Source organism: Streptomyces rubrogriseus (genome assembly GCF_027947575.1).
Classification (GTDB): domain Bacteria; phylum Actinomycetota; class Actinomycetes; order Streptomycetales; family Streptomycetaceae; genus Streptomyces; species Streptomyces rubrogriseus.
Map to the genome: position 1 here is coordinate 3091323 of NZ_CP116256.1, position 24702 is coordinate 3116024.

Annotated in this window: 23 protein-coding genes and 1 pseudogene; 8 read left to right on the forward strand and 16 right to left on the reverse strand. The window is 73.5% G+C overall.

The features are described 5' to 3' along the window. Nucleotides 1-28: 28 nt before the first annotated feature. Nucleotides 29-505 carry an Lrp/AsnC family transcriptional regulator gene (locus Sru02f_RS14170; protein ID WP_003977712.1) on the reverse strand — a complete coding sequence of 159 codons (477 nt, stop codon included), beginning with the start codon at nt 503-505 and terminating at the stop codon, nt 29-31. Between the two features lie 217 nt (nt 506-722). Between Sru02f_RS14170 and Sru02f_RS14175 the strand changes: the two genes are divergently transcribed. Together Sru02f_RS14175 and Sru02f_RS14180 are read left to right on the forward strand one after the other, a co-directional pair. Then, nucleotides 723-2213: an FUSC family protein gene (locus tag Sru02f_RS14175; RefSeq protein WP_109030378.1), complete on the forward strand. Its 1491-nt coding sequence runs from the start codon at nt 723-725 to the stop codon at nt 2211-2213. A 174-nt stretch (nt 2214-2387) separates the two neighbouring features. Further along, nucleotides 2388-3428, forward strand: coding sequence for a lactonase family protein (locus Sru02f_RS14180; protein WP_109030379.1), 1041 nt, complete (start codon nt 2388-2390; stop codon nt 3426-3428). Nucleotides 3429-3662: 234 nt separating this feature from the next. Here Sru02f_RS14180 and Sru02f_RS14185 read toward each other — a convergent pair whose 3' ends face one another. The 5 genes from Sru02f_RS14185 to Sru02f_RS14205 all read right to left on the reverse strand — a co-directional run bounded on the left by Sru02f_RS14185 (nt 3663) and on the right by Sru02f_RS14205 (nt 9400). Next, nucleotides 3663-4589: a sirohydrochlorin chelatase gene (locus Sru02f_RS14185; RefSeq protein WP_109030380.1), complete on the reverse strand. Its 927-nt coding sequence runs from the start codon at nt 4587-4589 to the stop codon at nt 3663-3665. A gap of 138 nt (nt 4590-4727) precedes the next feature. After that, entirely contained in the window at nt 4728-5714 is a 987-nt protein-coding gene (locus Sru02f_RS14190; protein WP_109030381.1) for an N-acetylglucosamine kinase, read from the reverse strand. After that, on the reverse strand, nt 5711-6388 hold the full coding sequence (locus tag Sru02f_RS14195; protein ID WP_109030382.1) for a uracil-DNA glycosylase: 678 nt from the start codon (nt 6386-6388) through the stop codon (nt 5711-5713). Before Sru02f_RS14195 ends, Sru02f_RS14190 begins: the two co-directional genes overlap by 4 nt. A 70-nt stretch (nt 6389-6458) precedes the next feature. After that, the gene (locus Sru02f_RS14200) at nt 6459-7613 is read right to left on the reverse strand and encodes a WD40/YVTN/BNR-like repeat-containing protein (RefSeq protein ID WP_109030383.1); all 1155 of its coding nucleotides are present in this window, start codon (nt 7611-7613) and stop codon (nt 6459-6461) included. An 83-nt stretch (nt 7614-7696) separates the two neighbouring features. Next, a complete protein-coding gene (locus tag Sru02f_RS14205; protein ID WP_109030384.1) occupies nt 7697-9400 on the reverse strand; it encodes a DNA alkylation response protein in 1704 nt (567 codons plus the stop codon). Between the two features lie 102 nt (nt 9401-9502). Between Sru02f_RS14205 and Sru02f_RS14210 the strand changes: the two genes are divergently transcribed. After that, the gene (locus tag Sru02f_RS14210) at nt 9503-10255 is read left to right on the forward strand and encodes a PaaX family transcriptional regulator C-terminal domain-containing protein (RefSeq protein WP_167469463.1); all 753 of its coding nucleotides are present in this window, start codon (nt 9503-9505) and stop codon (nt 10253-10255) included. A 4-nt stretch (nt 10256-10259) separates the two neighbouring features. On the opposite strand, the gene Sru02f_RS14215 is transcribed toward Sru02f_RS14210, so the two are convergent. Both Sru02f_RS14215 and Sru02f_RS14220 read right to left on the reverse strand, forming a co-directional pair. After that, nucleotides 10260-11060, reverse strand: a complete 801-nt coding sequence (locus tag Sru02f_RS14215) for a pectate lyase (RefSeq protein WP_109030386.1) — start codon at nt 11058-11060, stop codon at nt 10260-10262. A 197-nt stretch (nt 11061-11257) separates the two neighbouring features. Then, nucleotides 11258-12337, reverse strand: a complete 1080-nt coding sequence (locus Sru02f_RS14220) for an NADH:flavin oxidoreductase/NADH oxidase (protein WP_109030387.1) — start codon at nt 12335-12337, stop codon at nt 11258-11260. Nucleotides 12338-12478: 141 nt separating this feature from the next. On the opposite strand from Sru02f_RS14220, the gene Sru02f_RS14225 reads away from it, so the two are divergent. Together Sru02f_RS14225 and Sru02f_RS14230 are read left to right on the forward strand one after the other, a co-directional pair. Continuing rightward, the gene (locus Sru02f_RS14225; protein ID WP_109030388.1) at nt 12479-12850 is read left to right on the forward strand and encodes an ArsR/SmtB family transcription factor; all 372 of its coding nucleotides are present in this window, start codon (nt 12479-12481) and stop codon (nt 12848-12850) included. A 151-nt stretch (nt 12851-13001) separates the two neighbouring features. Further along, the gene (locus tag Sru02f_RS14230) at nt 13002-13457 is read left to right on the forward strand and encodes a DUF6214 family protein (protein WP_109030389.1); all 456 of its coding nucleotides are present in this window, start codon (nt 13002-13004) and stop codon (nt 13455-13457) included. Nucleotides 13458-13504: 47 nt separating this feature from the next. Here the strand turns inward: Sru02f_RS14230 and Sru02f_RS14235 are convergent, their stop codons facing one another. Continuing rightward, a complete protein-coding gene (locus Sru02f_RS14235) occupies nt 13505-14161 on the reverse strand; it encodes a DUF305 domain-containing protein (RefSeq protein WP_109030390.1) in 657 nt (218 codons plus the stop codon). A 208-nt stretch (nt 14162-14369) separates the two neighbouring features. On the opposite strand from Sru02f_RS14235, the gene Sru02f_RS14240 reads away from it, so the two are divergent. Next, the gene (locus Sru02f_RS14240) at nt 14370-15872 is read left to right on the forward strand and encodes an LVIVD repeat-containing protein (protein WP_109030391.1); all 1503 of its coding nucleotides are present in this window, start codon (nt 14370-14372) and stop codon (nt 15870-15872) included. Here the strand turns inward: Sru02f_RS14240 and Sru02f_RS14245 are convergent. The 5 genes from Sru02f_RS14245 to Sru02f_RS14265 all read right to left on the reverse strand — a co-directional run bounded on the left by Sru02f_RS14245 (nt 15860) and on the right by Sru02f_RS14265 (nt 19844). Next, a complete protein-coding gene (locus Sru02f_RS14245; RefSeq protein ID WP_109030392.1) occupies nt 15860-16561 on the reverse strand; it encodes a TetR/AcrR family transcriptional regulator in 702 nt (233 codons plus the stop codon). The two genes, Sru02f_RS14240 and Sru02f_RS14245, sit on opposite strands and share 13 nt — an antisense overlap. A 144-nt stretch (nt 16562-16705) precedes the next feature. Beyond that, complete coding sequence (locus tag Sru02f_RS14250; RefSeq protein WP_109030393.1) at nt 16706-17395, reverse strand: HAD family hydrolase; 690 nt, start codon at nt 17393-17395, stop codon at nt 16706-16708. A gap of 83 nt (nt 17396-17478) precedes the next feature. Then, nucleotides 17479-18150 carry a phosphatase PAP2 family protein gene (locus Sru02f_RS14255; protein ID WP_109030394.1) on the reverse strand — a complete coding sequence of 224 codons (672 nt, stop codon included), beginning with the start codon at nt 18148-18150 and terminating at the stop codon, nt 17479-17481. Between the two features lie 55 nt (nt 18151-18205). Next, complete coding sequence (locus Sru02f_RS14260) at nt 18206-19141, reverse strand: M56 family metallopeptidase (protein WP_109030395.1); 936 nt, start codon at nt 19139-19141, stop codon at nt 18206-18208. A gap of 130 nt (nt 19142-19271) precedes the next feature. After that, entirely contained in the window at nt 19272-19844 is a 573-nt protein-coding gene (locus tag Sru02f_RS14265; protein ID WP_109030396.1) for a DUF5134 domain-containing protein, read from the reverse strand. Between the two features lie 199 nt (nt 19845-20043). On the opposite strand from Sru02f_RS14265, the pseudogene Sru02f_RS14270 reads away from it, so the two are divergent. Together Sru02f_RS14270 and Sru02f_RS14275 are read left to right on the forward strand one after the other, a co-directional pair. Beyond that, nucleotides 20044-21800, forward strand: a pseudogene (locus tag Sru02f_RS14270) (FUSC family protein). Further along, nucleotides 21797-22381, forward strand: a complete 585-nt coding sequence (locus Sru02f_RS14275) for a MarR family winged helix-turn-helix transcriptional regulator (protein ID WP_109030398.1) — start codon at nt 21797-21799, stop codon at nt 22379-22381. Before Sru02f_RS14270 ends, Sru02f_RS14275 begins: the two are co-directional and overlap by 4 nt. 30 nt (nt 22382-22411) lie before the next feature. Here the strand turns inward: Sru02f_RS14275 and Sru02f_RS14280 are convergent, their stop codons facing one another. Both Sru02f_RS14280 and Sru02f_RS14285 read right to left on the reverse strand, forming a co-directional pair. After that, a complete protein-coding gene (locus tag Sru02f_RS14280; RefSeq protein ID WP_164270327.1) occupies nt 22412-23293 on the reverse strand; it encodes an alpha/beta fold hydrolase in 882 nt (293 codons plus the stop codon). A 38-nt stretch (nt 23294-23331) separates the two neighbouring features. Further along, nucleotides 23332-24612 (reverse strand): hypothetical protein, encoded by a 1281-nt coding sequence (locus Sru02f_RS14285; protein WP_167469364.1) that lies wholly within the window; start codon nt 24610-24612, stop codon nt 23332-23334. Between the last annotated feature and the right edge of the window lie 90 nt (nt 24613-24702).

Below are 24702 nucleotides of genomic sequence, written 5' to 3' on the forward strand. Positions count from 1 at the left end.
GTGCTCATGGCGTCCAGGATGCCAAGGATCACCTGCGGGCCGAGCGCCCGATCGACTCCACCAGGGGCAGCAACCGGTGCGGCACGCGCTCGCGCAGCGCCACCTCGCTGCGGGTGCGGACCACGCCGGGCAGACTGATCAGCTTCTGCACCACGTCTTCCAGGTGCGCGTTGTCACGGGCCACGACGCGGGTCAGCAGGTCCCCGCCACCCGTGATGGAGAAGGCCTCGACGATCTCCGGCACGGCCGCCAGCGCCTCGCCCACCTCGTCCAGGTGGCCCTGGGTGACCTCGATGTGCACGAACGCGAGCACCGGATGGCCCAGGGCGGCGGGGGAGAGGGACGGAGCGGTACCGGTGATCACGCCGTCCCGCTCCAGGCGGTCGAGGCGGGCCTGGAGAGTGCCGCGGGCGATCCCGAGGAGGCGGGCGTACTCGCGCACGCTGGTGCGCGGCTGCTCCAGCAGCAGCCGCAGGATGCGGGTGTCGAGTTCGTCGACGGCCATCGCGGGTCCGGCCCCCTTCAGTCGGCCATTGGCTCTCCGGTGGCCGCAGGCATGCCGTGATCACAGTACCAATGGCCCACTCCGACGGCAGCCTGTTGAGCCACTGGCGTCCGGGATGCTCCTATAGACGTGTCGATGGCGCTGCGGACCCCGCGGCGCCTTTTGCGTGTGGTGACTTCCGGGCCGGTGGCGTGAGCGAGCGAGGGGGCGGTAATCAGTGCTGAAGAAGGTGTTCGTGAGCCCGGACCCGGGACGGTCCCGGCTGCGGTTCGCGGCCCGGGCCGTCCTCGGCATCGGGCTGGCCGTCGTGGTGTGCGGACTGGCCGGTACGTCCCTGATCGGCGCGATCATCGGGGGCCTCGCCGCCCTGCTCGCGCTCTTCACCGTCACCGACGCCACCGTGCGCGGTCAGGCCTTCACCACCGCGCTGCTGCCGGTCGCCGGGCTGCCCGTGCTCACCGCGGCCGCCGCGCTGCACGACCTCCCGGTGGCCCGGGATCTCACCTTCCTCGCCGTCGTCGGCGCCGGCGTGTACGCGCGTCGCTGGGGCCCGCGCGGGCACAGCCTCGGCGTCTTCGCCTTCATGACCTTCTTCATCGCCCAGTTCCTGCACGCCACCACGGACCGGCTGCCCGAGATGTTCGCCGCCGTCCTGCTGTCCGTGGCCACCGCCGCGGCGGTGCGGTTCGGACTGTGGTGCTACGAGCGCCGCCGGCCCGCGCCCGCCGTCCCCGCGCCGCCCGCCGGCACCGGACTGGCCCGCATCACCACCCGGCAGGCCGTGCAGGCGACCGCGGGCGCCGGTTTCGCCCTGGTCGTGGGCCAGCTGGTGTCCGGCGACCGCTGGTACTGGGCCGTCGGCGCCACCTGGTGGGTGTTCGTCAACACCACCTCGCGCGGCGAGACGCTGGTGCGCGGCTTCCGCCGGGTCCTCGGCACGGTCGTCGGCATCGGGCTGGGCTTCCTGATCGCCGTGCCGGTGGCCGGAGCGCCGGTGCCCACCGCCGTACTCGCCGCCGCCTGCGTCTTCGGCATCTTCTACACCGCCGCGGTCTCCTACACCTGGATGATGCTCTGCGTCACCCTGCTCGCCGAGCTGCTCTACGGCCTCCTGGGCGTCCTCGGCCCCGGCCTGCTCGCGCTGCGGATCGCCGAGACCGGCGTGGGTGCGCTCGGCGCCGCGCTCGCCGTGCTCTTCGTCCTGCCCGTCACCACGCACGCCGTCACCGACGTCTGGATCCAGCGCGCCCTGCGCTGCGTGCACGCCTGCACCGCGGAGGCCGCCGCCCGGCTCGCCGGAACCGAGGGCGCCGATCCGGCGCCGCGCGTGGCGGAGCTGGAGCAGCTGCTGGGCCGGGTACGGCTGTCGGTCGCCCCGCTCGTGCACCCGCTGAGCCCGATGCACGGCCGCAGGCGGCGGGCCCGCCGGGTCCTTGACCTGCTCGACGACTGCGCCCGGGAGATCCGGGGCCTGGTCGCCGTGGCCGCCGACCCCGAAGCCTCGCACGACGCACGGCTGGCCGCCGCCTGCTGGCGTGTCGAGGCCGCGGTCGAGGCACTCACCGGCGGAGGCGCAGTGCCCGCCCGTACCGGCGGACCGCGCGCCGCCGAACCCGCGCTGGCGCACCTCCACGACCTGGAACAGGCCCTCGCCGAACTCGCCACGCCCCTGCGCACCCCCTCCGGTTCGCGCCTGGCCGGCGCCTGACCCGGCTCGCCCGCCGCCCCCGCGACACCCGTTTGGTCTAGACCGCGCGTGATCGACTGCTACCGTCGCTCCCGGGCGGACGATCAGGCCGGGCGACCGGGACGGCACTCGACGCGACGCAGGACGAAGCAGGCAGTCGAAGCGGGCAGACGAAGCAGGGCGAGAGGGGCAGCGGTGACGGACGGCGGCAGGCGGCAGCGGCGGGCATACATCGGGTCGTTCACGGCGGCCGGCGGCCCCGGGATCCTGACGGCGACCGTCGCCCCCGACAGCGGCGCCCTCACGGTCGTGAGCGGTACGGACGGTCTGGCCGACCCCTCCTACCTGGCCCTGGCGCCCGACGGGGACACGCTCTACGCCGTCAGCGAGACGGCCGAGGGCGCGGTGGCCGCCTACCGGGTGAGCGGGGACCGGCCCGAGCCCGCCGGGCGGCCGGTGTCCGTCGAGGGCGACGGGCCGACCCACCTCAGCCTGTACGCCGGGCACGTGCTGACCGCCAACTACGGCTCCGGCACCGTCACCGCCGTACCGGTCCGCGCCGACGGCACCCTCGCCCGCTCCGCCTCCGGCGTGCTGCGGCACACCGGCTCCGGCCCGCACGCCCAGCGCCAGCAGGGACCGCACGCCCACCAGGTGCGGCCCGACCCCAGCGGGCGCTGGGCCGTCAGCGTGGACCTCGGCACCGACTCCGTGCGGATCTGCACCCTGACCGACGGTGCCCCCGCCGTGCACCGGGAGGTGGCGCTGCGGCCGGGGTCGGGACCGCGGCACCTGGCCTTCCATCCGGACGGTTCCCAGGCCTACGTCGTCAACGAACTGGCGCCCACCGTCACCGTCTGCCACTGGGACGCCGACGACGGCGTGCTCAAGCCCCTCACCGAGGTGCCGCTGCTGCCGGGGGCCCCGGCGGGCGACGCCTACCCGTCCGGCATCGCCGTGTCGCCCGACGGCCGCTTCGTGTGGACCGCGACCCGCGGCGAGGACGTCCTGTCCGTGTTCGTGGTGGAACCGGACGGCCTGCGGCTGTCCGCCACCGTGCCCTGCGGCGGGCACTGGCCCCGCGACATCGCCGTGTCCGGCGGCTTCCTGTACGCGGCCAACGAGCGCTCCGGAGACGTGACCTGGTTCGCCCTGGACCCGGCCACCGGCATCCCCCGCCGCACGGGCTCCCTGGCGGTCCCGGCGGCCTCCTGCGTGATCTTCGCCCCCGCGTAGCTGCCGGCAGCCGTGCCGCCCCGGCCTGCGGGCAGTCGTGCCTCCCCCAGCCCCTGGAACACCTGGGAGGCACCCCGCAAGCGCCGGGCAGCGCGCCCCACGCCGCGCCCGCACCCACGCCGGACGCCATCCCGACCGACGGCCCCGTACCCCCGCTGCCACGCCGAAGGGGCCCGCTCCTCACCAGGAGCGGGCCCCTTCACACACGCCTGGAAACGCAAGCGCACGCGCCCCTCACCGAACCGGCGCCCCCTGCGCCTGCTGCGGCGAGATACCGAGCGCCGTCGTGTACTTGGCCAGCGCCAGCTTGCCGATCGCCGGGTACGGGCCGAGCGGCTCGGCGGTGGAGCAGCCCGCCTCCTTGGCCGCCTCCTCCAGCACGGACGCCTCGATCTCCGGGCCGATCAGATACGGCGCGAGCGCCAGCTGCTGCGACCCCGAGGAACGCAGCTGCTCGGCGACGGACGCGATCGAGCCCTCCTCGTCCAGCGCCGCCGCGATCACCGGCACGGCCAGGCGCGCGGCGAGCAGCATGCCGGTGATCCCGGCCGCCTGCACGGCCTCGTCACCGCCGACGGAGGCGAGGATGATGCCGTCCGCGGCGGTCGCCACGGTGAACAGCCGGGCGCGGTCGGCCCGGGCGAGACCGGCCTCGGAGAGCCGCACGTGCAGCGCCTCGGCCAGCAGCGGGTGCGGCCCCAGAACGTCGGTCAGCTCGGCCGCGATCTTGCTGTCCATCACGGCCTGCCGGATCCGGCGCAGCAGCGCGTTGTCCGGCCCGGCGAGCAGCGGCACGACGACCGCGACGGGACCCTCCGGCTCCTTCACGTCCAGTCCGGCGGCGCGCGCCTGCTCGAAGCGGGCGGCGCGCTCCTCGGCGGCCCGGACGAGCACGGTGGTCAGGGAGGGGAACTCGGCGTCGTCCTCCCCGTCGAGGTGGCCGATCCGGGCGTCGAGCCCGGGCAGCTCGGAACGGGCGATGCTGATGACCTCGTCGGCGAGGCCCCGGGTGGCGCTGCTGGGCGTCCCCGGCACCGCGAGGACGAGCGCCGGCGCGCCCTCGGGAGCCACCAGGGGTTCGGGACGGCGGTGCCGTCCGGGCTGGCGGGGGCGCGGCATTCGTACTGGCAGGCCGGACGCGGGCCCAGTGGGGGAGCTCATGGCGCCGCATGTTACTGGTTTCCGGGGTTTCCCTGTTCGGGGAGGGTGCAGGTGAGCGGTATCCGTCCGGTTTTGTCTGATGAGTGATGTACGGATCGGCCGACATCGGCACGATTCACCTCGTCGGCGGACCGGTTCTCAGCCGTCCGGCGCGGTCGTCACCCACAGCATCCTGTCGTCACCCGGAAGCGTGAACGAACCGGTCGCCAGGGCGGTCGCGACCCGGACCGAGCCGTCCAGCGGATCGCCCTCTGCGGCCGTCCACCGGGCCTGCGGCAGGCGCTTCGCCAGCTCGTCTCCCAGCGGTACGAGGAGCGGGTCGCCCAGCCGCGTCAGCCCGCCGGTGACGGCGACGAGGGGCTCACCGGCGGCCGGACAGACCGCGGCGGCCGAGTCGGCCAGGTGCCGGGCCGCGGCCCCGAGGATCTCCGCCGCGACGGGGTCGGTGGCCGCGCACGCCGCCACCTCCGGAGCGAAGGAGGCCAGGACGGCCGGACGGTCGGGCCGCGGATACACCTGTCCGGGCAGTCCCGCCGCCGGGCCGAAACGCTCCTCGGCGCGGGCCAGCAGCGGAGCGGAACCGCCCTCCCGCCCGTCGTGGGCGCGCAGCGCCGCCTCGAGACCGGCCCGCCCGATCCAGGCACCGCCGCCGCAGTCGCCCAGCAGATGCCCCCAGCCGTCCGCCCGGCGCCAGCGGGTCAGGTCGGTGCCGACCGCGATCAGGCCGGTGCCGGCGGCCATCACCGCTCCGGCCCGTGGCCCGAGGGCGCCCACGTACGCGGTGACGGCGTCGGCGACCAGGGCGACCGTCCGCACGCCCAGCTCCCGGGCCAGCGCGCCCGGCAGCTCGGCGCGCAGCGCGTCGCCCAGCGTGGCCAGCCCGGCGGCCCCGACGACGACGGTGTCGATCCGGGTGACGCCGCCTTCGGCGGTCAACGCCCTGGCCATCGGCAGCAGTTGCCCCAAGAGGTGCCCGGGGTCGATCCCGTGCGCACCGGTGCGCACGGGATCCCGCGAAGCCCGCCGACCGAGCGGCCCGTGTCCGCCGCCGCCGTCGCCGATGGTGCCGACGACGACGCGCAGCCCCGAGCCGCCGGAGTCCACGGCCAGGAAGCCGGTGCTCACGGCAGGCGCCAGTCCACCGGCTGACCTCCCAGGCGCATCAGCAGGTCGTTGGCCCGGCTGAACGGACGGGAGCCGAAGAAGCCCCGGTCGGCCGACATCGGGGACGGGTGCGCCGACTCCACGGCCGGCAGGTCGCCGAGCAGCGGCCGCAGATTGCGGGCGTCGCGGCCCCAGAGGATGGACACCATCGGCTTGCCGCGTGCCGCCAGCGCGCGTATCGCCTGCTCGGTGACCTCCTCCCAGCCCTTGCCGCGGTGGGCCGCGGGCTTGCGCGGGGCCGTGGTGAGCGCCCTGTTGAGCAGGAGCACCCCCTGCTGGGTCCAGGGCGTGAGATCGCCGTTGGAGGGCTGTGGCAGGTTCAGGTCGGTGTTCAGCTCCCGGAAGATGTTGAGGAGGCTGCCGGGCAGCGGGCGTACCTCGGGCGCGACGGAGAACGACAGCCCGACGGCGTGCCCCGGAGTGGGGTAGGGATCCTGTCCGACGATCAGGACCCGGACGTCGTCGAAGGGCTGTTGGAAGGCCCGCAGGACGTTCGCCCCCGCCGGGAGGTAGGTGCGTCCGGCGGCGATCTCCGCGCGCAGGAACTCACCCATCGAGGTGATCCGCCCGGCGACGGGCTCCAGGGCCTTCGCCCAGCCCGCTTCGACGATTTCATTCAAGGGTCGTGGTGCCACGGGCGTCACCCTACTGCCGTACGGGTGACGCCGATCAACCGGTGGCCAAGGCCCGTCCCCCCGGTCCGGTTCACCCGACGACCGCTGCCCGCACGCACAGCACGTCCGGCAGGTGGGAGGCCAACTGCCGCCAGCTGTCGCCGTCGTCGGCCGACGCGAACACCTCGCCGTTGCGGTTGCCGAAGTACACGCCCGCCTGCTCCGCGTCATCCGTGGACAGCGCGTCGCGCAGCACCGTGCCGTAGTGGTCCTCCTGGGGCAGGCCCGCCGAGAGCGGCTCCCAGCTCTTGCCCGCGTCCGCCGTGCGGAAGACCCGGCACCGATGGTCGGCGGGCACCCGGTCGGCGTCGGCGTTGATCGGGAAGACGTACGCCGTGTCGCCGCGGTGCGGATGGGCGGCCACCGCGAAACCGAACGTGGAGGGCAGGCCCTCGCCGATGTCCGTCCAGTGCGCACCGGCGTCGTCGCTGCGGTACACCCCCCAGTGGTTCTGCAGGTACAGGCGGTCCGGGTTGGCCGCGTCCCGCGCGACCTTGTGGACGCACTGGCCGAACTCCGGGTCGGGGTCCGGCAGGAAGACGGCGGAGACACCGGAGTTCGACGGTGCCCAGCTGGCGCCGCCGTCGGCGGTGCGGAACACGCCCGCCGTCGAGACGGCGACCGTCACCGACCTGGGGTCACGGGCGTCGGTGAGGACGGTGTGCAGCCCCTCGCCGCCACCGCCCGGCACCCACTTCGACCGGGTGGGGTGCTCCCACAGCGGGCGGACCAGCTCGAAGCTCTCACCGCGGTCCTCCGAGCGGTACAGCGCCGCCGGTTCCGTGCCCGCGTACACCACGTCCGGCTCGGCGGCCGCCGGGTGCAGCTGCCACACCCGCTCCAGGGAGGCGCCGGTGTCCTTGGGGAACTTCACGGCGGGTGCGGCCGGTTCGGTCCAGGTCCGGCCCAGGTCGTCGGAGTGGAACACCGACGGCCCCCAGTGCGCGCTGTCGCCGCCGGCCAGCAGCCGCGGGGCGTCGCCGCGGGTGTCCAGGGCGACCGAGTAGACCGCCTGCGCGTTGAAGTAGGGACTCTCGTCGAACTCCCAGGTGCCACCCCGCCGGCGCCCGATGAACAGGCCCTTGCGGGTGCCCACGGCGAGCAGTACCTCGGTCATGCCGATCACCTCCGCGGCGTCCTCGTCGACGCCTTCGTCTCGGACACGGGCCAGTCTGCACCCAGCCACTGACAGTCACCCCTGGAAAGGGAGTCGTACCAGGTCAGGACGGTGATGTCGGTTCCGCGGAGGTGTCTTTCGCGCGGTCTCGCTCAGTCCTCGCCCGGCAGCGCCCGCGCCAGGATCCCGTCGAGGTCGGCCGTGTCCGGCAGCGTGCCGAACGCGTGCCCCCAGTCGCCGCCGAGCCGGGTGGCGCAGAAGGCGTCGGCGACGGCGGGCGGGGCGTGCCGGACCAGGAGGGAGGCCTGGAGGGTGAGGGCCATCAGCTCCACCAGGCGGCGGGCACCGGTCTCGGACGCCTCGGCGAGCCCCGCCCGAAGCCGGTCCGCCGCCGTGTCCAGCCGGGCGTCCGCCCCGCGTGCCAGGGAGAGTTCACCGAAGAGCGCGTGCGCGGCGGCGGGGGAGCGGCCCAGCGCCCGCAGCACGTCGAGGGCGTTGACGTTCCCCGAGCCCTCCCAGATCGACAGCAGCGGTGCCTCCCGGTAGTGGCGGGGCATGCCCGACTCCTCCACGTAGCCGTTGCCGCCCAGGCACTCCAGGGCCTCCGCGGTGAACGCCGGCCCCCGCTTGGTCACCCAGTACTTCCCGACGGCGGTGGCGATCCGCCGGAACGCCGCCTCCCCCTCGTCGCCGCGTACGGCGCGGTCGGCCGCGCCGGCCAGCCGCAGGGTGAGGGTGGTCGCGGCCTCGGACTCCAGCGCGAGGTCGGCCAGGACGTTGCGCATCAGCGGCTGGTCCACCAGCCGGGCGCCGAACGCGGTGCGGTGCCGTACGTGGTGCCCGGCCTCGACCAGGGTCTTGCGCATCAGCGTCGCCGAGGCCATCACGCAGTCCAGCCGGGTGCAGTTGACCATCTCGATGATCGTCTTGACGCCCTGCCCCTCGGGCCCGACCAGCCAGGCCACCGTCCCGTCGAACTCGGGCTCCGAGGAGGCGTTGGACCGGTTGCCGAGCTTGTCCTTGAGGCGCTGGATGCGGAAGGTGTTGCGGGTGCCGTCGGGCAGCACACGGGGCACCAGGAAGCAGGACAGGCCCCCGGCCGCCTGGGCCAGGACCAGGAACACGTCGCACATCGGCGCCGACGTGAACCACTTGTGCCCGCGCAGCGTGTAGACGCCGGGCTCGGCGGTCGCGGTGGCCGTCGTGCTGTTGGTCCGGACGTCCGATCCGCCCTGCTTCTCGGTCATCCCCATGCCGGCCAGCAGCCCGCGCTTGTCCGTGGGCGTCCGCAGCCCCGGTTCGTACTCGCGGGAGGTCAGCAGCGGTTCGTAGACCTTCGCCAGTTCGGGCTGCGCGCGCAGCGCCGGGACGGCCGCGTACGTCATCGAGGTCGGGCATCCGTGCCCCGCCTCGGTGTGACCCCAGACCAGTCCGCCGGCGGTCCGCGCCACGTGGGCGCCGTGCCGGTCGTCGGCCCACGGCGCGCCGGCCAGACCCTCGCCGACCGCGACCCGCATCAGGTGGTGCCAGCTCGGGTGGTACTCGACCTCGTCGACCCGGTTGCCGTACCGGTCGTGGGTGCGCAGCACGGGCTCGTGCCGGTTGGCGAGGTCGCCCCACTCCTGCGCCTCGGCGCTGCCCGCCCGCCGGCCCAGCCGTCGCAGACCGTCCTCGGCCCACCCGGCGCCCTCCCGCCGAACGCCCTCCAGCAGGGCGGTGTCGTCGGACGCGTCGTAGGGGGCCAGGGGAGGCGGCTGATTGGTGACGTCGTGCGTCGCGTACCCCTCGGGGCCGCCCCAGGGCTCGTCGGACAGCTCGTGGGACTCGTACGGCGGCTCCTGTGCGAGTGTCGTCATGACCCGAGTGTTGCACTCTCCCTGCGGCCGCAGCAATAGTGCAACACGATGGGCGCACGTACAGTACGTGCTCATGTGGACGAACGACACGTGCCCGCGCGGATGAGCGATTCCGGGGCCCCCGACGGGCTCGCCCTGCGTCCGCTGTCCGCGCGGTCGGTCGTCCTGAGCCTGCTGCTCGGCACCCACCCGCCGGAACTGCCGGCGCGGGACCTGGTGCGGCTCGTGGCGGGGTTCGACGTCGGCGCCTCCACCGCGCGCGCGGCGCTCAGCCGGATGGCAGCCGCCGGGGACCTGCGCCGCACGGACACCGGATACCGGCTCAGCGAGCGGCTGCTGGAGCGTCAGCGGCGCCAGGACGAGGCCCTGCGCCCGCACACGCGCGCGTGGGACGGTGACTGGGAGACGCTCGTGATCACCGCGACGGGGCGCGGTCCCGCCGCCCGTGCCGAACTGCGGACCGGGCTCACCGCCCTGCGCCTGGCCGAACTGCGCGAGGGTGTCTGGCTGCGCCCCGCCAACCTCGACCGCCCGCTGCCCGTGGGTCTCGACGGGGTGACCGAGCGGCTCGTCTCCCGCCCCGAGGCCCCGGCCCGCGAACTGGCCGCGCGCCTGTGGCCGCTGGGCGAGTGGGCGGACACGGCGCGGGTGCTGCTCGCCCATGTCCACCGGGCCCGGCGTCCGGCGGAGGGCCTCACCGCCTTCGCGGCCGTCGTGCGGCACCTGCTCGCCGACCCGGTGCTGCCCGCGGAGCTGCTCCCCGCCGGCTGGCCGGGGACGGCCCTGCGGGACGCCTACGCGCGCTACCAGCGGGAGCAGTCCGGACAGGTCCGGGCGCACGGCACCCGGACCTGACGTGTCACTTGTAGGTGATGTCGGACGAGGAGTACTTGCAGTACGTGCCGTCGGCGCCCGAGCCGTTGGAGTCCGGCTCGTCGCCGTCGTCGTTGCCGATGTACTTCTGGCACGGGACGATCTTCTTGCTGCTGTCCCCGAGGATCGTGATGCCGCGCAGGGTCGCGCTGTCGCCGTAGTTGGTGTTGATCCCGGCGATCCGGCCGCCCTTCCAGCTCACCTCGATGTTGCTGAGGTTGATGGTCCGCTTGTACTGCGTCGAGCAGTTGCCGCAGGACCGGACGAAGGTGCCGAAGTTCTTGACGGCGAAGCCGGAGACGTTCAGGGTGCCGGCGCCGTTGAACTGGAACACCTTGTCGTCGGCCTCCTTGGCGCCACCGCCCGAGACCGTGTAGACGTTCGACGACGAGGAGCCCCGGAAGGTCGCCGCGTCCTCGCCGACGTCCTCCCACCAGACGTTCTGGAGCGTGCAACTCCCCTTGCAGTGGACGCCGTCCGCGGCCGGGGCGCCGATGATCACGTTCTTGAGGACGGCGCCGGGCGCCAGTTCCAGGATGGGGCCCTGGTCCTCGTCCTGGCCGTCGGAGCCGAGGTCGCCGGTGCCGTACAGGCGCTTCATCCCGTAGTCCTTGGTGCCGGACACCGAGATGGTGGAGGAGACGCCCTCGCTGCCGTTGGGGGTCGGCCAGGTGGCGGCCTGCGCGGAGGAGGCCCCTGAGGTCATGAGCATGCCAACGGAGAGTCCGAGGGCGGCCAGCGCGCCGGTCGCCGCGCGCCGGGCGGGCGGTCGTGTCGCAACGGTCATGTTCTGATCCCTTCCATAGGGAGTGGGGGTGGAACGGAACATGTACGTGAACGATGTTCTTCAGCATGGTCATGAATGCGAACACGCGGCCCCACTTGTGGGGAAGAGTGGAGCCGCGGCATTCACGGAGGTCATGCTGATGAACGGACCGTAGAGGGCAAGCGCTTTCTAGTCAACGCCCCGCGCGGAACCCCGCCTCACATGCCCCAGCCGTACTGGTCCGGCATCCGGGCGCCCACGCCCAGCTCCCGCGCCGCATGCTGGGCCCAGGACGGGTTGCGCAGCAGCTCGCGGCCCAGCAGCACCGCGTCGGCCTCGCCGTTGGCCAGGATCTTCTCGGCCTGCTCGACCTCGGTGATCAGCCCGACGGCGGCGACCGGCAGTGCGGACCCGGCCTTCACGCGCGCGGCGAACGGCACCTGGTAGCCGGGCCCGGTGGGGATGCGGACGCGCGGGACGTTGCCGCCGGTGGACACGTCGAGCAGGTCGATGCCGTGCGCCTGGAGGTCGCCGGCGAAGCGGACGGTGTCGTCCGGCGTCCAGCCGCCCTCCTCCAGCCAGTCGGTCGCCGAGACGCGGAAGAACAGGGGCTTGTCGTCGGGCCAGACCTCCCGTACCGCGTCGACGACCTCCAGGGCGAACCGGGTGCGGTTCTCGTACGAGCCGCCGTAGGCGTCGGTGCGGTGGTTGGAGTGCGGCGACAGGAACTCGTGGATCAGGTAGCCGTGGGCACCGTGGATCTCGGCGATCTCGAAACCGGCGGCCAGCGCCCGGCGGGCGGCGTCGGCGAACTGGCCGACCACTTCCTGGATCTGCGCGGCCGTCAGCTCGGTCGGAACCGGGTGCCGCCCGTCGAACGCGAGCGCGCTCGGGGCCAGCGGCTGCCACCCGTGGGCGTCCGCTCCCACCGGCCCACCGCCCTTCCAGGGCTGCGCGGTGGACGCCTTGCGGCCGGCGTGCGCCAACTGGACCGCGGGAACCGTCCCCTGGGAGCGCACGAAGTCCGTGATCCGGCGGAACGCCTCGACCTGCGTGTCGTTCCACAGCCCGAGGTCCTGCGGGGAGATGCGGCCCTCGGGCGACACGCCGGTGGCCTCCACGACGATCAGGCCGGTGCCGCCCACCGCGCGGGCGCCGTAGTGCGCGAAGTGCCAGTCGCCGGGCACACCCGCCGACGGGCCTTCCGGTGCCGCGGAGTACTGGCACATCGGCGGCATCCAGATCCGGTTCGGGATCGTGGTGTCACGGAGCCGGAGGGGCTCGAAGAGGGCGCTCATGGCGGGCTGCTCCTGGGTCGCGGCGGGTCGGGACGACTCGTACGGTAACTCTCGTAGTACGTCGAGTGTCAAACTACGGCGTCCTTCGTACAATGGGAACCCCCTCCTGACCGGTGGGACCCCCGGAGAACTGGAGCCGCCGTGACCCCCGCCGCCACTGCCGCCGGCACCCGCGAGCTGCCGCATCCGACGCGTGCGGAGATCCGGCTGGAGGGGGTGCTGCACGCGCTCTCCGACCCGGTGCGGCTGCGGATCGTGCGGGACCTCGCCGCCGACAGCGGCGCACTCTTCTCCTGCTCGCACTTCGACCTGCCGGTCACCAAGTCCACCACCACGTACCACTTCCGGGTGCTGCGCGAGAGCGGGGTGATCCGGCAGACCTACCGGGGCACGGCGAAGATGAACGGCCTGCGCAGGGACGATCTGGACATCGTGTTCCCGGGGCTGCTCGACGCCCTGCTGGACGCGGCCGCCCGCCAGGCCGCCGCGTCCGGGCGCGACCCGCTGCGCTGACAGGGTGCTGCATCCGAGGAACGAACCCGATGAACGAAGCGTGTTCCGTTCGTATGGAATGTGATCATTCGGTTACGTTGCGTATGTGCTCGAAGCATCCTTCGTTGATCGTTCTCTTCAGCTTTCCGACCGCTGTCCGGACGACGGTGAGATGTCCGTGCGGCACGCCTGGGTGGTGAGCGAGGGCTCCACCACGACCTCGTGGTTCGACGTCCGGCTGGCCTTCGCCGACGGCGCGCGGGTGGACGCCCTCGCCGTGCTGTCCGGTGCGGACGTGCGGGTCGAGGACGTACGGGCCCGGCCGCCGCTCTCCCTCGACGACCTGGCGGTACTGGCCGAGTGGCTGGAGGATCCACTGTTCGAGGCCTGCGTCGCGACCCCCGCGCGTGGCGCGCCGGCCGTGCCGCGGCGGGCCCGGGCCGCGTGGCCGCGCGGGCGGGAGGGGCGCAGGCTCGTCGCGCAGGAGTACCGGACGGCCCGGGAAGAGGGGGGCGATCCGGTCCTCGCGGTGATGCGCGCGACCGGGCACAGCAGACGCAGGTCGCTCAGGCTGATCGGCCAGGCGCGCGACGAGGGGTTCCTGGCGCCCCGTCGCGCGCGCCGCTGAGGCGCCTCACTTCCGCGGGCGCGTCCCGGCACTGGACCCCCGCGTCGTCACAGCATCGCGCGCATGCGTGAGATCTCGCTGGTCTGCTGGGCGACCACGTCGTCCGCCATCTCCTCGATCAGCACGTTGTTGCCCCCGGACTTCACGTCCGTGGCCATGCTGATCGCCCCCTCGTGGTGAGTGATCATCAGGGTGAGGAAGAGCCGGTCGAAGGCCTTGCCCTCGGCCGCGCGCAGCTGCTTCAGCTGTGCCTCGGTCGCCATGCCCGGCATCGCGGCGTGGTCGTGACCGCCGCCCGTCACCTTCTCGCCGTGCGTCTCGAGCCAGCCCTCCATCGCCTTGATCTCCGGACCCTGCGCGGCCGAGATCCGTTCGGCCAGCTTCTTGACCTGGCCGGACTCGGCCTGTTCCGGCGCCAGTTCGGTCATCTTCAGCGCCTGGGCGTGGTGCTGGATCATCATCCGCGCATAGGAGACGTCCGCGGAGTTGGGGGAGTCGTCGTCGGCGCGCTGCTTCTCGGCGTCCTCGGCGGACAGGGTCCGGTTGCCCTCGCCCGGCTTGCCCGGCGCGATCACCGAGGGGCCGGCGGCGGCCGCCGAGCCGGTGTCCGGTCCCGAGTCGCAGGCTCCCAGCCCGAGCACGGCCAGCGCGGTCAGCGAGGCCGTGACGAGTGACGCGCGGGACATCGCGGGGCGAAAGGACACAACGACCTCCTGTGGCTGCGGGTGCCCCTCTGGGTGGAGGGAGGCGGAGCACCTTGTGGGTGCGGTGACCGTCCTAGCACGCTTCCGCGCACCACTGATCAAAAAACTTCATTGCGAGTTTGTTGCCCCCTGTTGAGATGTGCATGGCGAAGACGATACTGCGGGGTGCGTGAACCGTTCCGACGGGAACGGACGTTGGGAGGAAACAGTGACCCTGTTGAACGACCCGCGAACGCGGCGCAGACGCCTGGGAGTCGCGGCCGCCGCCGCCGGACTCCTGTCCGCGCTGCTCACCGCCGGCCCGGCCGTGGCGACCCCCGACCCCGGGGACGGTCCGGCCACGTCGAAGGAGGTGTCCAAGAGCGCGCGCGCCGAGGTGCGCGACGCCATCGAGAGCGGCGAGATACCCGGCCAGGACGAGATCGTCCACTCGGACAACATCGAGCACCTCACCAACATCCCGAAGGACGCACTGCCCGGCACCAACTCGGACCTCGCCTTCCAGGGCCGGTACGCCTTCGCCGGGAACTACGACGGCTTCCGCATCTTCGACATCAAGAACCCGAAGAAGCCGAAGACCGTCGCCCAGGTGCTGTGTCCCGGCTCGCAGAACGACATCTCCGTCTCCGGGGACCTGCTGTTCCTGTCGACCGACTCCTCGCGCAGCGACAGCAGTTGCAACAGCACCACGCAGCCCGCGACCGAGAAGTCCTCCTGGGAGGGCATGAAGGTCTTCGACATCAGCGACAAGCGGAACCCGAAGTACGTCGCCGCCGTCGAGACCGCCTGCGGCTCCCACACCCACACGCTGGTGCCCGAGCGCAAGAACGTCTACATCTACGTCTCCTCCTACTCGCCGAACGCCGCCTACCCCGACTGCCAACCGCCGCACGACGGGATCTCCGTGATCAAGGTGCCGCGCAAGGCGCCCGAGCGGGCGGCCCTCGTGGGCTTCCCCGTGCTGTTCCCCGGTGAGGGCCCCGACGGCGGCGGCAACCCGGGCGGGCCCACCAACCCGGGCGTCTCCAAGACCACCGGCTGCCACGACATCACCGTCCTGCCCTCCGAGGACCTGGCGGCGGGCGCCTGCATGGGCGACGGCATCCTGTTCTCCATCAAGGACCCCGAGCGCCCGAAGGTCATCGACCGCGTCCAGGACAACGTGAACTTCGCGTTCTGGCACTCGGCGACCTTCAACCAGAAGGCGAACAAGGTCGTGTTCACCGACGAGCTGGGCGGCGGCGGCGCCGCCACCTGCAACGCGGAGATCGGCCCGAACCGCGGCGCCGACGGAATCTACGACATCGTCGGCCGGGGCGACCACCGCAAGCTGGTCTTCCGCAGCTACTTCAAGATCCCTCGCCACCAGGCGGACACCGAGAACTGCGTGGCCCACAACGGCTCGCTGATCCCGGTCAAGGGCAAGGACATCATGGTCCAGGCCTGGTACCAGGGCGGCATCTCCGTCTGGGAGTTCACCGACTCCTCGCGGCCCAAGGAGATCGCCTACTTCGAGCGGGGTCCGCTGACCACCGACACGATGACCACCGGCGGTTCCTGGTCGGCGTACTACTACAACGGCTACATCTACTCGAACGACATCGCCAAGGGCTTCGACGTCCTCAAGCTCAGCGACCGGCGCACCGACCCGGCCAAGCGGGTCCACCTGCGGGAGCTCAACACGCAGACGCAGCCGGACTACTTCGACTGAGGACTCCGGTCCGTCCGGTCCTGCCGGTCGGGCACACCGGTCGCGAAGAACCGCGACAGGTCCGGGTCGCACATCGTCCCGCCGGGCGCTTCGGCGTCCGGCGGGACACCCAGCTTCCAGTCCAGCCGGTAGCGCTCGAACAACTCCGCGCGCAGCTCCGGCACCGGCATCGGCACCCCCGGCACGAGAGCGGCGAAGACGGCTCCCATCAGCTGGGCGCGCAGCATCGGGTAGTCGCGGTCGACGTCCCGCGAGCCGTGCCGGGCCACCGTGTCCCGCAGCAGCTCCGCCAGCCTCCGCTGCTCCGGGCACGGCACGAAGCCCACCTCCGCCTGGAGCAGGCCCGCCATGTGCTGGCGCATGAGCACCGGCCGGTCCCGGGCGAGCCCCAGGATCGCGTCGACGGCCCGCGCCAGCCGCTCACGCCCGTCGGCGGTGCGTGGCTCGCGCTCCAGGGCCTCCTCCAGGGTCCGGTGCATCAACCGGTGCACGGCGGACTGCACCAGCTGGCGCTTTCCGGGGAAGTAGTACGAGACCAGTCCCCGCGCGGAGCCCGCCCGGTCCGCGATGTCGCCCAGCGTGGTCGCCTCGTACCCGCGCTCGCCCACCAGCTCCACGGCGGCCTGCAGGAGACGCTCCTTCGAGCGCCGCCGCAATTCTTCATTGACCGAGGCGCTGCGCGGGGACATGCTGTACTCCTGCGTTGACTGGCTGCCAGCCAACTATACTCAACGCAGACGGAGGGGCCCCTTGGGGCCGCTCCGGCTACGTCTGCCTCGGGCGACACGGGGGATCGTCCGAGGCGGGCGGAACCACCCGGTGGTTGCCTCGGGCTACGTGGCCAGGTCCAGCACCGGCCGCAGTCCCGCCGGGCGCTCGGCGACCGGCAAGTGGTCGACGAAGTGCACCCCGCACCCGAGTGCCGCCGCGCCACCGTCCGCGCTCCGGTCGTCGCCGACCATCAGCGTCCGCTCCGGCTCCACGCCCAGCGCCGCGCAGGCGACGCCGAACAGCCGGGCGTCGGGCTTGCGGATGCCGTGCTCGTACGACAGGACGTACGTGTCCACGTACCGGTCGAGGCCGTGGGCGCGGAAGACCGGCCGCAGGTCCCAGCCGATGTTGCTGACCACCCCCACGGCGATTCCGCGCCCGCGCAACGCGCTCAGCACCTCGGCGGCGTCGGTGTAGGGACTCCACGCGTCCGGCGACATGTGCCGCTCGTACAGCACGTCGTGCAGGCCCGGGTCCGGCAGCGGCACCTGCCGGGAGAGCCCGGTGTACGCGGCCCGGTGCAGCGCGGAGCTGTGGTCGCGGGCCTCCCACACCTCGGCGAGTTCCTCCGGGACCCGTAGCGGCGGTGCGCCGCCGGGCAGCGCTCCCACCCGCTCGAGAGCCTCGGCCTTCTCGGCCAGCTCCGGCGCGGCGAGCTCCAGTCCGGCACCGTCGAGCGCCGCGCGCAGCCAGGCCTCGGTGGATTCGATCCGGAACAAGGTCCCGGAGAAGTCGAACAGAACGGCGGTCATGGCCGGATCCTAGGGGGCGAAGGATGCGACGGGGGCGATGCCGCGGTGCGGGCTGAAACCGGCCCGGCGGGTCGGAGCGCCGCTCACGGATGGCCGCGCCGGTGCACCAGCACCGCGAGCGCCACGACCAGACCGCCCAGGAGCCAGCCGCCGAGCACGTCCGTGGCCCAGTGGACGCCGAGCCACACCCGGGTCACGCCGACCCCGGCCACGGAGACCACGGCGACGGCCGTACCGGTGCGGCGCGGGACGCGCCCGGCGCCGTAGTGGTGGAGCAACCACACCAGCAGGCCGCACACGAACGTCGCGGTCATGGCGTGCCCGGAGGGGAAGGCCGCGTAGTGCGCGGAGTCCACGGGGTCCGGCCAGACCGGGCGGGGGCGGTCCACCGCGGCCTTGAGGACCTGCTGCAGCAGGCTGCCCAGCAGACACGTCGCTCCCAGCCACACGGCCGTCCACCGGTCCGCCCGGCGCCACCACAGCCACAGCACCACCACCGCGCACAGTAGGCGCATGGTCCAGGTGTCCCACACCCAGTCGGTGAGGATCCGCATGGCGTGGGTGAGGCCGTCCTCCTCGACGGCCCAGCGGTGGGTCGTGCCGGCGATGTCCTCGTCCAGCCGCACCAACGGACGCCATTCGACGGCCACCAGGGTGAGCAGGAGCGCGGAGCACACGGTCAGTACCCAGGTGACACGGAGGGCGGTGCGTGGCTGCGGCGGGGCGGGCGGGGAGTCGACCGGCGGCGTCTGCATGCTGCGATCCTCGCCGAACGGGTGGCTCTGGGGCCAATGCCGTGGTGGGAAGGGCCTAGCCCAACGCCCGCAGCCCCGGCGCGAACGCCAGCAGGACCGGGACCACCGGTACCAGCGCGGCCGCCGCGGTCAGCCGCAGCCTGTGGGCCGCCGTCAGCCGGTTCGGCGGGGTGAGCAGGCGGTGCACCCGCTGCGGGACGTCGGCCCGGGCGGTCGGGCACGGACCGAAGACGCCGCGGTCCTCGTTGAGTTCGACCAGCGCCAGGGCGGTCGTCAGACGGCCGAAACGGCGGGAGGCCACGTCGTCGGCGGCGAGTTCGACCAGGCGGTGCATCTCGTCGCGGAACCCGGCGAAGACCGGAACCTGCGGGAACCCGTCCGCCAGCGCGGCGGAGCAGTGCAGCAGCCAGTCGTGCCGAGCCTGCGCGTGTCCCTTCTCGTGGGCGAGCACCGCGTCCAGTTGCCGTCCCTCGAGGCGGCGCAGGGCCGCGGTGGTGACCACCAGCTGCGGGGGAGAGCCGGGCAGCCACCAGGCGTCCGGCCGCTCGCCCTCCAGTACGACGAGCCGCCCCGGGCCGGGCTCCTCGCCGGGCAGCAGCGGAGCGCGGTGCCGGAGTTCCGCGCGACGCAGCCGACGCCGGGCGCGGGCCCGTGCCACCTCCCGGACCAGCATCAGCGCGCTCCACAGTCCGCCGCAGGCCAGCGTGACGGCCGTAGTGTCCGCCCAGAGCCCGGACGTCCCCAGGGCGTAGGCCTCGACCACCGGGCCGGGAGCGGTCGCGAAGACGGGACCGCCCACCGCGTGCCAGGCCGCCGCCGCGCTCAGCGTCATCGACAGCGCGCAGCACACGATCACCGCCGCCACCGCGCACTGCCAGACCCACAGGGCGACCACCGGTTCGCGATCCGGCCAGTCGGCACGGGCGAGCAGCCTGGGGGCGAGCACGGCGGTCAGCGCACCGAGCAGCAGCAGTGCCGCGGGGAGAATCATGGGGGCAGCCTATGAGCGCCGTGCCGTCGGCAGTACGGGCCGACGCGCAAAGTGACGCAGGCAACGATTGCGCGCCGTGAACGCCGGGCAGCCCCGAGCCCGGCGGCCCGCGCCCCCGGTCTCGCCGGAGTCACAGGGGGAGCAGCATGGCCAGCATCGCGATCGCCATGGAGAGCCGGCAGGCCCGCGCCAGCTCCGGCCGGTCGCCCCACCCGGCCGCCGCACGGCCGTCGGCCCCCGCACCGCCCCCCGCCACCGCCACGACGGGTATGAGGCGGACGCCGGTCAGCAGCACGTAGCCCGTGAAGTAGAGCAGCAGCGCCCCGGTCAGCACCGGTGTGCCCGACGCGCCGTGCGCGTGCCCGTGCCCGTGCGCGGGGGCAGCGGCCATCACCACCGCCATGTAGACCATCGCCGCGGCTCCCACCGCGTGGTGCAGGTGGTGGCGCCCCGACCGGGCCGCCCACAACGCCCGCAGTCCCGCGGCGCCGAACACCACCGCGTAGGCGGGCCAGACCCAGCCAGGCGGGGAGAAGACCGCCGCGGGCACGGCCATGGCGGCCATGCCGAAGCCCATGAGGGCCTCGCCGCCCGCGGCCCCGCGCTGCTCCTCGACACCGCTGCGCATCCGCAGCAGGCAGTAGGCACCGGTCGCCGCGCACAGCGCGACCAGCAGCCATCCGGGTGACGCCGGTCCGTGCACACGCACCTCCCCGTTCGGCGGTCCACGGTCTGTCAAGAACTGCCCGGGCCGTGCGGCGCGCACGCGAGCGCAAGGGTGTACGCGGGGGCACCCGGGGGAGCGCGTGCTCCCACCGCGAGGGATCGTCGCTGGTCGATGATGTCGGACGACACATCCCCGCATTTGATTTACAGGTAAAACACTTGTTAATCTTAGGTCCATGAGCAGTGCGACCCCCACCGCCGGCACCTCCCCGGCCCGACGTCTGTCCCTGGCAGGCGTGCTGCGCCTGCGCCGGCCCTCCGAGATCTGGTTCAAGCCCGCTCTGAGTTCGGTCGCCGCCGTCGCCCCTCCCAACCTCCTCCTGCTGGCGCTCGGCCGGCTCGACCTGGCGATGTACACGATGGCCGGGTCCCTGTGCGCGCTCTACGCCCACAACCGCCCCTACGCCGCCCGGGCCCGCACCCTGGCGTGGGTCGTGCTCGGCATGCTCGGCGGCGTCGCCGTCGCCCTGGTCACCGCCTCGCTCACCCGGAACGCCGTCGTCCTCGTCACCGTCGGCGCGCTGCTGGCCGCCGTGCAGAAGGCCCTGTGCGACGCCACCCGCGTCGGTCCGCCGGGCAACGTGGTCCTGACCTTCATCAGCTCCGCCGCCCTCTTCGTCCCGCAGACCCTCGGCCAGGTCCCCGGCCACCTGGCGCTGGCCGCCGCCGCGGGCGCCTGGGCCTGGCTCGTCGGCATGGCACCCGCCCCGGTCCGTCCGCACGGCCCGGAACGCCGGGCCACCGCCCAGGCCCTGAACGCGGCGGCCGCGTACGCCGTCGCCTGCCGCGGCACCGGTGAGCGCGGCACCGGCGAGCGCGGCACCGGCGAGCGCCGCTCCGGCGAGGGCGGCCCGGGGAGGGCGACGTCCACGCCGGCGCCCGCGCCGCCGGGTACGCCGCCGTACAGGCCGCCTGGCAGACGCTGCTGGCCCTGCCGACCACGGGCGCCCGCGCCACCACCCGGCACGCCCTGGAACGCCTCGTCGTCCGCGCCGAGGTCGCCCTCGCCGCCCCCGCCGACACCGACCCGGAGCGGCTGCGTGCCTGGGCCCACGCCCTGCGCGGCGGCGGCCGGATCCCCCGCACCGGCGACGCCCCGGGTGACACCGACGAACTCCTCGGCGTGGACGCCGAACTGGTCGCCCGCCCCGCGCCCCTGTGGCGGCGGCTCGGCCCGCTGACCCCGATCGCCGCCCGCACCGCCCTCGGCTGCGCGCTGGCCGGGTACGCCTCCCTGGCCCTCGGTATCGGCCGCCCCTACTGGGCCCTGGTCACCGCCGCCGCGCTCTACCAGGCCAACGTCACCCTGACCTGGAGCCGGGCCGTGCAGCGCGTGGTCGGCAACCTCGCCGGAGTGCTGCTCTTCGCCGCCATAGCCCCGCTCGCCCACCTCGGGCAGGCGCTGCTCGTCCTGTGCTGCCTGGCCCTCAACTTCGGCGCCGAGGCCCTCATCACCCGCAACTACTGGCTCGGCAGCGTGTGCGTGACCCCGATGGCCCTGCTCGTCACCGAGTTCGCCGGGTACCAGGCCCCCGGTGACCTGATGACCGAGCGGGCCGTGGACACCCTCGTCGGCGCCCTGGTCGGATTCCTCGCCGCCGTCGTCGTCACCAACCGGCGCGCCGGGAACCGCGTCGAACAGGCGGTGACCGCGGCCGACCGGGCCCGGGAGCGCACCGCGCGCCTCCTCGCCGGGCCCGCGCCCGTCCCCGGCGCCCTGGAGGCCGCGCGCCGTGGCCTGGCCGCCGCGCTGACCGACCTGCGGGCCACCGCCGACGGGGCGGCCGGTGAATGGTGGGGACGCGCACTGCCCCAGGAGAGGGTCGTGCTCGCCGAGCAGGCCGGACACCGTACGCTCGCCGAGGCGGTGCGACGCCAGGCAACGCGTCCGGACCGGGGCGCGAGCACGAGAACGGAGGACGTACGGCCATGACCGCAACCGACGGGGGAGCGCACGAAGCGCACGACGGGGGAGCCGGGCCCGGGTCCGGTGACGGCGGGACCGGGCCGGGCGGGGACACCGTGGCCGCGGTCGTGCGTCAGTGGCGTGCCGTCCACCCGGACCTCGACACCGGGCCGATGGAGATCATCGGCCGGATCAACCGCTGCGCCGCCCTCCTCCAGCAGGCCGAGGACGCGCCGCTGCGCCGGGCGGGTCTCAGCCGAGCCGAGTTCGACCTGCTCGGCGCGCTGCGCCGCACCGGACACGAGCTGACTCCCGGGGAGCTGGCCCGGGAGACCTTCTCCTCCGGCGCGGCGGTGACCAAGCGCCTGAAGCAGCTCACCGAGCGCGGCCTGGTCGAGCGGCGCGGCGACACCCGCGACCGCCGGGTCGCCCACGTCCGCCTGACGGACACCGGACGCGACCTCGTCGACGGCATCCTGCCCGAGCAGCTCGCCTACGAGTCGGCCGTCCTGTCCGGCGTAACCGGGTCGCGGCAGGGCGAGCTGGCGGCGCTCCTCGGCGGGCTCCTCGGCCAGTTGGAGGGCCGTCTGGACGCGCTGCGGGCCTGAGCACCACCGAGGGTGGGTGCCCGGGTGCCGTTACCGGTGCGTGGCCAGGAACGGCAGGAGGACGTCGGCCATCTCGTCGGGTACTTCTTCCGCGAGATCGTGACCGGCGTCGAAGACGTGCCCGGTGACGTCATGGGCCATGAGCCGCATCCGGGACTCGTTGCGGTCGCCGATGAACGCGGATCCGCCGAGCGCCAGGACCGGGATGTCCAGCTTCTTCTGCGCGGCCCGCCGGTTCTGTTCGGCGTCCACGAGCATCGCCCGGTAGACCGCGAGCATCGCGCGGATGCCGCCGGGCATGGAGTAGCAGCGCACGTATTCGTCGATCGCGTCGGGAGTGGCGCTGTCGGGCCGGCTGCGCTCGAACTTGATCATGTAGGTGATCAGCTCACGCTCGTGACCGGCGATCAGCATCTCGGGTACGTCCGGCTGGAAGTAGAAGCCCAGGTGCCACAGGTGCATGCCGCCGGCGACGTTCTCCGGGGTGAGGGCCGTGTGGTCCTCGAAGCCGAACCCGGGGAACAGCGCCTCGGCGAACACGAGAGCCGTGACGCGGTCGCGGTGACGGGCGGCGAGCTGGTAGCCGATCACCGCTCCCCAGTCCTCGCCCACCACGGCGTACGTCTCGTGTCCGAGGTGGTTCATCAGCTCGGCGATGTCGTCGCTCATCGTCGCGGAGTCGTAGCCGTCCGAGGGGCGGGCGGAGTCGCCGAGACCGCGAAGGTCGGGGGCGACGACGGTGTAGTGGGGTGTCAGCTTCGGGACGAGGTGACGCCAGTGGTAGCTGGTCTTGGGCACGCCGTGCAGGAGCACCACGGCGGGGCCGGACCCTGCGGCGCGGTAGTGCAGACTCGTTCCGTTGACGGCGGCCCGGCCCGTGCGGACGGGCGTTCCGTCATGGTCGAGCATCATGTTCTTCCACCTTCCTGGTGTGCTTCGCGATCTGGGTGTCAGTGGGCTTGCGGAGGGTCGACGAGGGTCACCAGGCGGCTCGGTCCGCTGCCGCCGGAGGGCGTCGGAACGGCGGAACGGCCGGCGGGGCGCAGGACGACGTTCTCCGGGTAGAGCCGGCCGAGCAGGGCCAGCACGACGAGGTCGTCCTGACCGGTGGCGTCCAGGACGGCCTCGCCCGCCCGCGTCCACACCAGTCCCGGCGCGCGCAGCGCGGACCAGACGTCAACGCTGCCCGGTGCGTCGCCCGCGGCGGGATCCTCACGCCGGGCGAAGCGGTGGCCGCGCAGGGCTTGGCCGAGGTCGACGCGGGCGGTGGTGCCGTCGTGGGTGACCTCGACGCGGGCGGTGCGGGCCCCGTCGGCGACCGGCGCGGTGCGGGTACGGGCGGTGAGCGGGCCGGACGTGGCGGTGGCGGGCGGCAGGTCCTCGACGAGGGTGCGGGGTGCGGCGTAGTAGTCCGGTACCTCCGGGACATACGTGGCGGCTTCACCGACGGCCGGGTCGGGGCGCCAGGTCAGCAGGTACCGGGGTGCGGTCAGGGGTGGCCGGCCGAGGACGGCGGGCAGGGCGGTGCCGCCGCTCGCCTCGAAGCCGTAGCCGGCCGGGCCGGAGGCGCCGGTGACGGCCTCGCGGGCGAAGGCCACGACGCTGGAGTGCCGGATCTGCCGGACCAGGAGTTCGGTGAGGAACGCGTCGCGGGCCGGTTCGGTGTGCCGTAGTCCGGTCGGGGTGATCAGGAGCGGGACGTCCTGCCAGTTGGTGAAGGGCAGCAGCGCGTCGCGCAGCAGGACGATCTGGTGGAGCCACTCGTTGTAGAGCTGCATCGTGACCGGTCCACCGCGACGCCCGAGGAGCAGACCGGCCGCAGGAGGGGTGAGCAGGTGGCCGTAGCAGTGGCTGCGGACGACCAGCGGGCCGGCGGGCAGCGGTACCGGATCGGTGAGCAGCCTCTCCAGAGCCTCGGTGGCCCAGGATGCGAGCTGCCGGCCGATCGCCTCGGCCTGCGCGCCCAGTTCGCGCGCTGCCGTGGCGCTGTCCGGGCCGAGGAACAGCGGAAGGGAGGTCTCCCGGGTGCCGAGGGCGAGTGTCGCGTGGATCTGGTCCTCCAGCACCTCGCTGTCGGCGCTGGTGAGGGCGTTGTCGTCGATGATGCCCTGGAGCAGCGGCTCGGTGGCGGTGAAGAAGTGGCGGGCGGTCAGGGTGGTGCCGGCCGCGGGGAAGGTGTTCCAGCGGCTTCCGCCGAGAGCGGGGGTACTCGGGGTGGCTGCGGTGGGCATGGGTCCTCCGAAGGCTTCGATTGCAGCGCGGCGGGGTCGCCGGATCTCGTGTCCGGGCGAGCACCGCGATTTTCTGGATCGTCTGTTACA

Bases quoted from the DNA above. Each gene is read 5' to 3' on its own strand.
- Sru02f_RS14220 (WP_109030387.1), bottom strand. From the start codon at position 12,337: ATGAGCGCCCTCTTCGAGCCCCTCCGGCTCCGTGACACCACGATCCCG.
- Sru02f_RS14280 (WP_164270327.1), bottom strand. From the start codon at position 23,293: ATGATGCTCGACCATGACGGAACGCCCGTCCGCACGGGCCGGGCCGCC.
- Sru02f_RS14260 (WP_109030395.1), bottom strand. From the start codon at position 19,141: ATGATTCTCCCCGCGGCACTGCTGCTGCTCGGTGCGCTGACCGCCGTG.
- Sru02f_RS14275 (WP_109030398.1), top strand. From the start codon at position 21,797: ATGACCGCAACCGACGGGGGAGCGCACGAAGCGCACGACGGGGGAGCC.
- Sru02f_RS14230 (WP_109030389.1), top strand. From the start codon at position 13,002: ATGTCCGTGCGGCACGCCTGGGTGGTGAGCGAGGGCTCCACCACGACC.
- Sru02f_RS14210 (WP_167469463.1), top strand. From the start codon at position 9,503: ATGAGCGATTCCGGGGCCCCCGACGGGCTCGCCCTGCGTCCGCTGTCC.
- Sru02f_RS14255 (WP_109030394.1), bottom strand. From the start codon at position 18,150: ATGCAGACGCCGCCGGTCGACTCCCCGCCCGCCCCGCCGCAGCCACGC.
- Sru02f_RS14170 (WP_003977712.1), bottom strand. From the start codon at position 505: ATGGCCGTCGACGAACTCGACACCCGCATCCTGCGGCTGCTGCTGGAG.
- Sru02f_RS14245 (WP_109030392.1), bottom strand. From the start codon at position 16,561: ATGTCCCCGCGCAGCGCCTCGGTCAATGAAGAATTGCGGCGGCGCTCG.
- Sru02f_RS14215 (WP_109030386.1), bottom strand. From the start codon at position 11,060: ATGACCGTTGCGACACGACCGCCCGCCCGGCGCGCGGCGACCGGCGCG.
- Sru02f_RS14185 (WP_109030380.1), bottom strand. From the start codon at position 4,589: ATGAGCTCCCCCACTGGGCCCGCGTCCGGCCTGCCAGTACGAATGCCG.
- Sru02f_RS14285 (WP_167469364.1), bottom strand. From the start codon at position 24,612: ATGCCCACCGCAGCCACCCCGAGTACCCCCGCTCTCGGCGGAAGCCGC.
- Sru02f_RS14250 (WP_109030393.1), bottom strand. From the start codon at position 17,395: ATGACCGCCGTTCTGTTCGACTTCTCCGGGACCTTGTTCCGGATCGAA.
- Sru02f_RS14205 (WP_109030384.1), bottom strand. From the start codon at position 9,400: ATGACGACACTCGCACAGGAGCCGCCGTACGAGTCCCACGAGCTGTCC.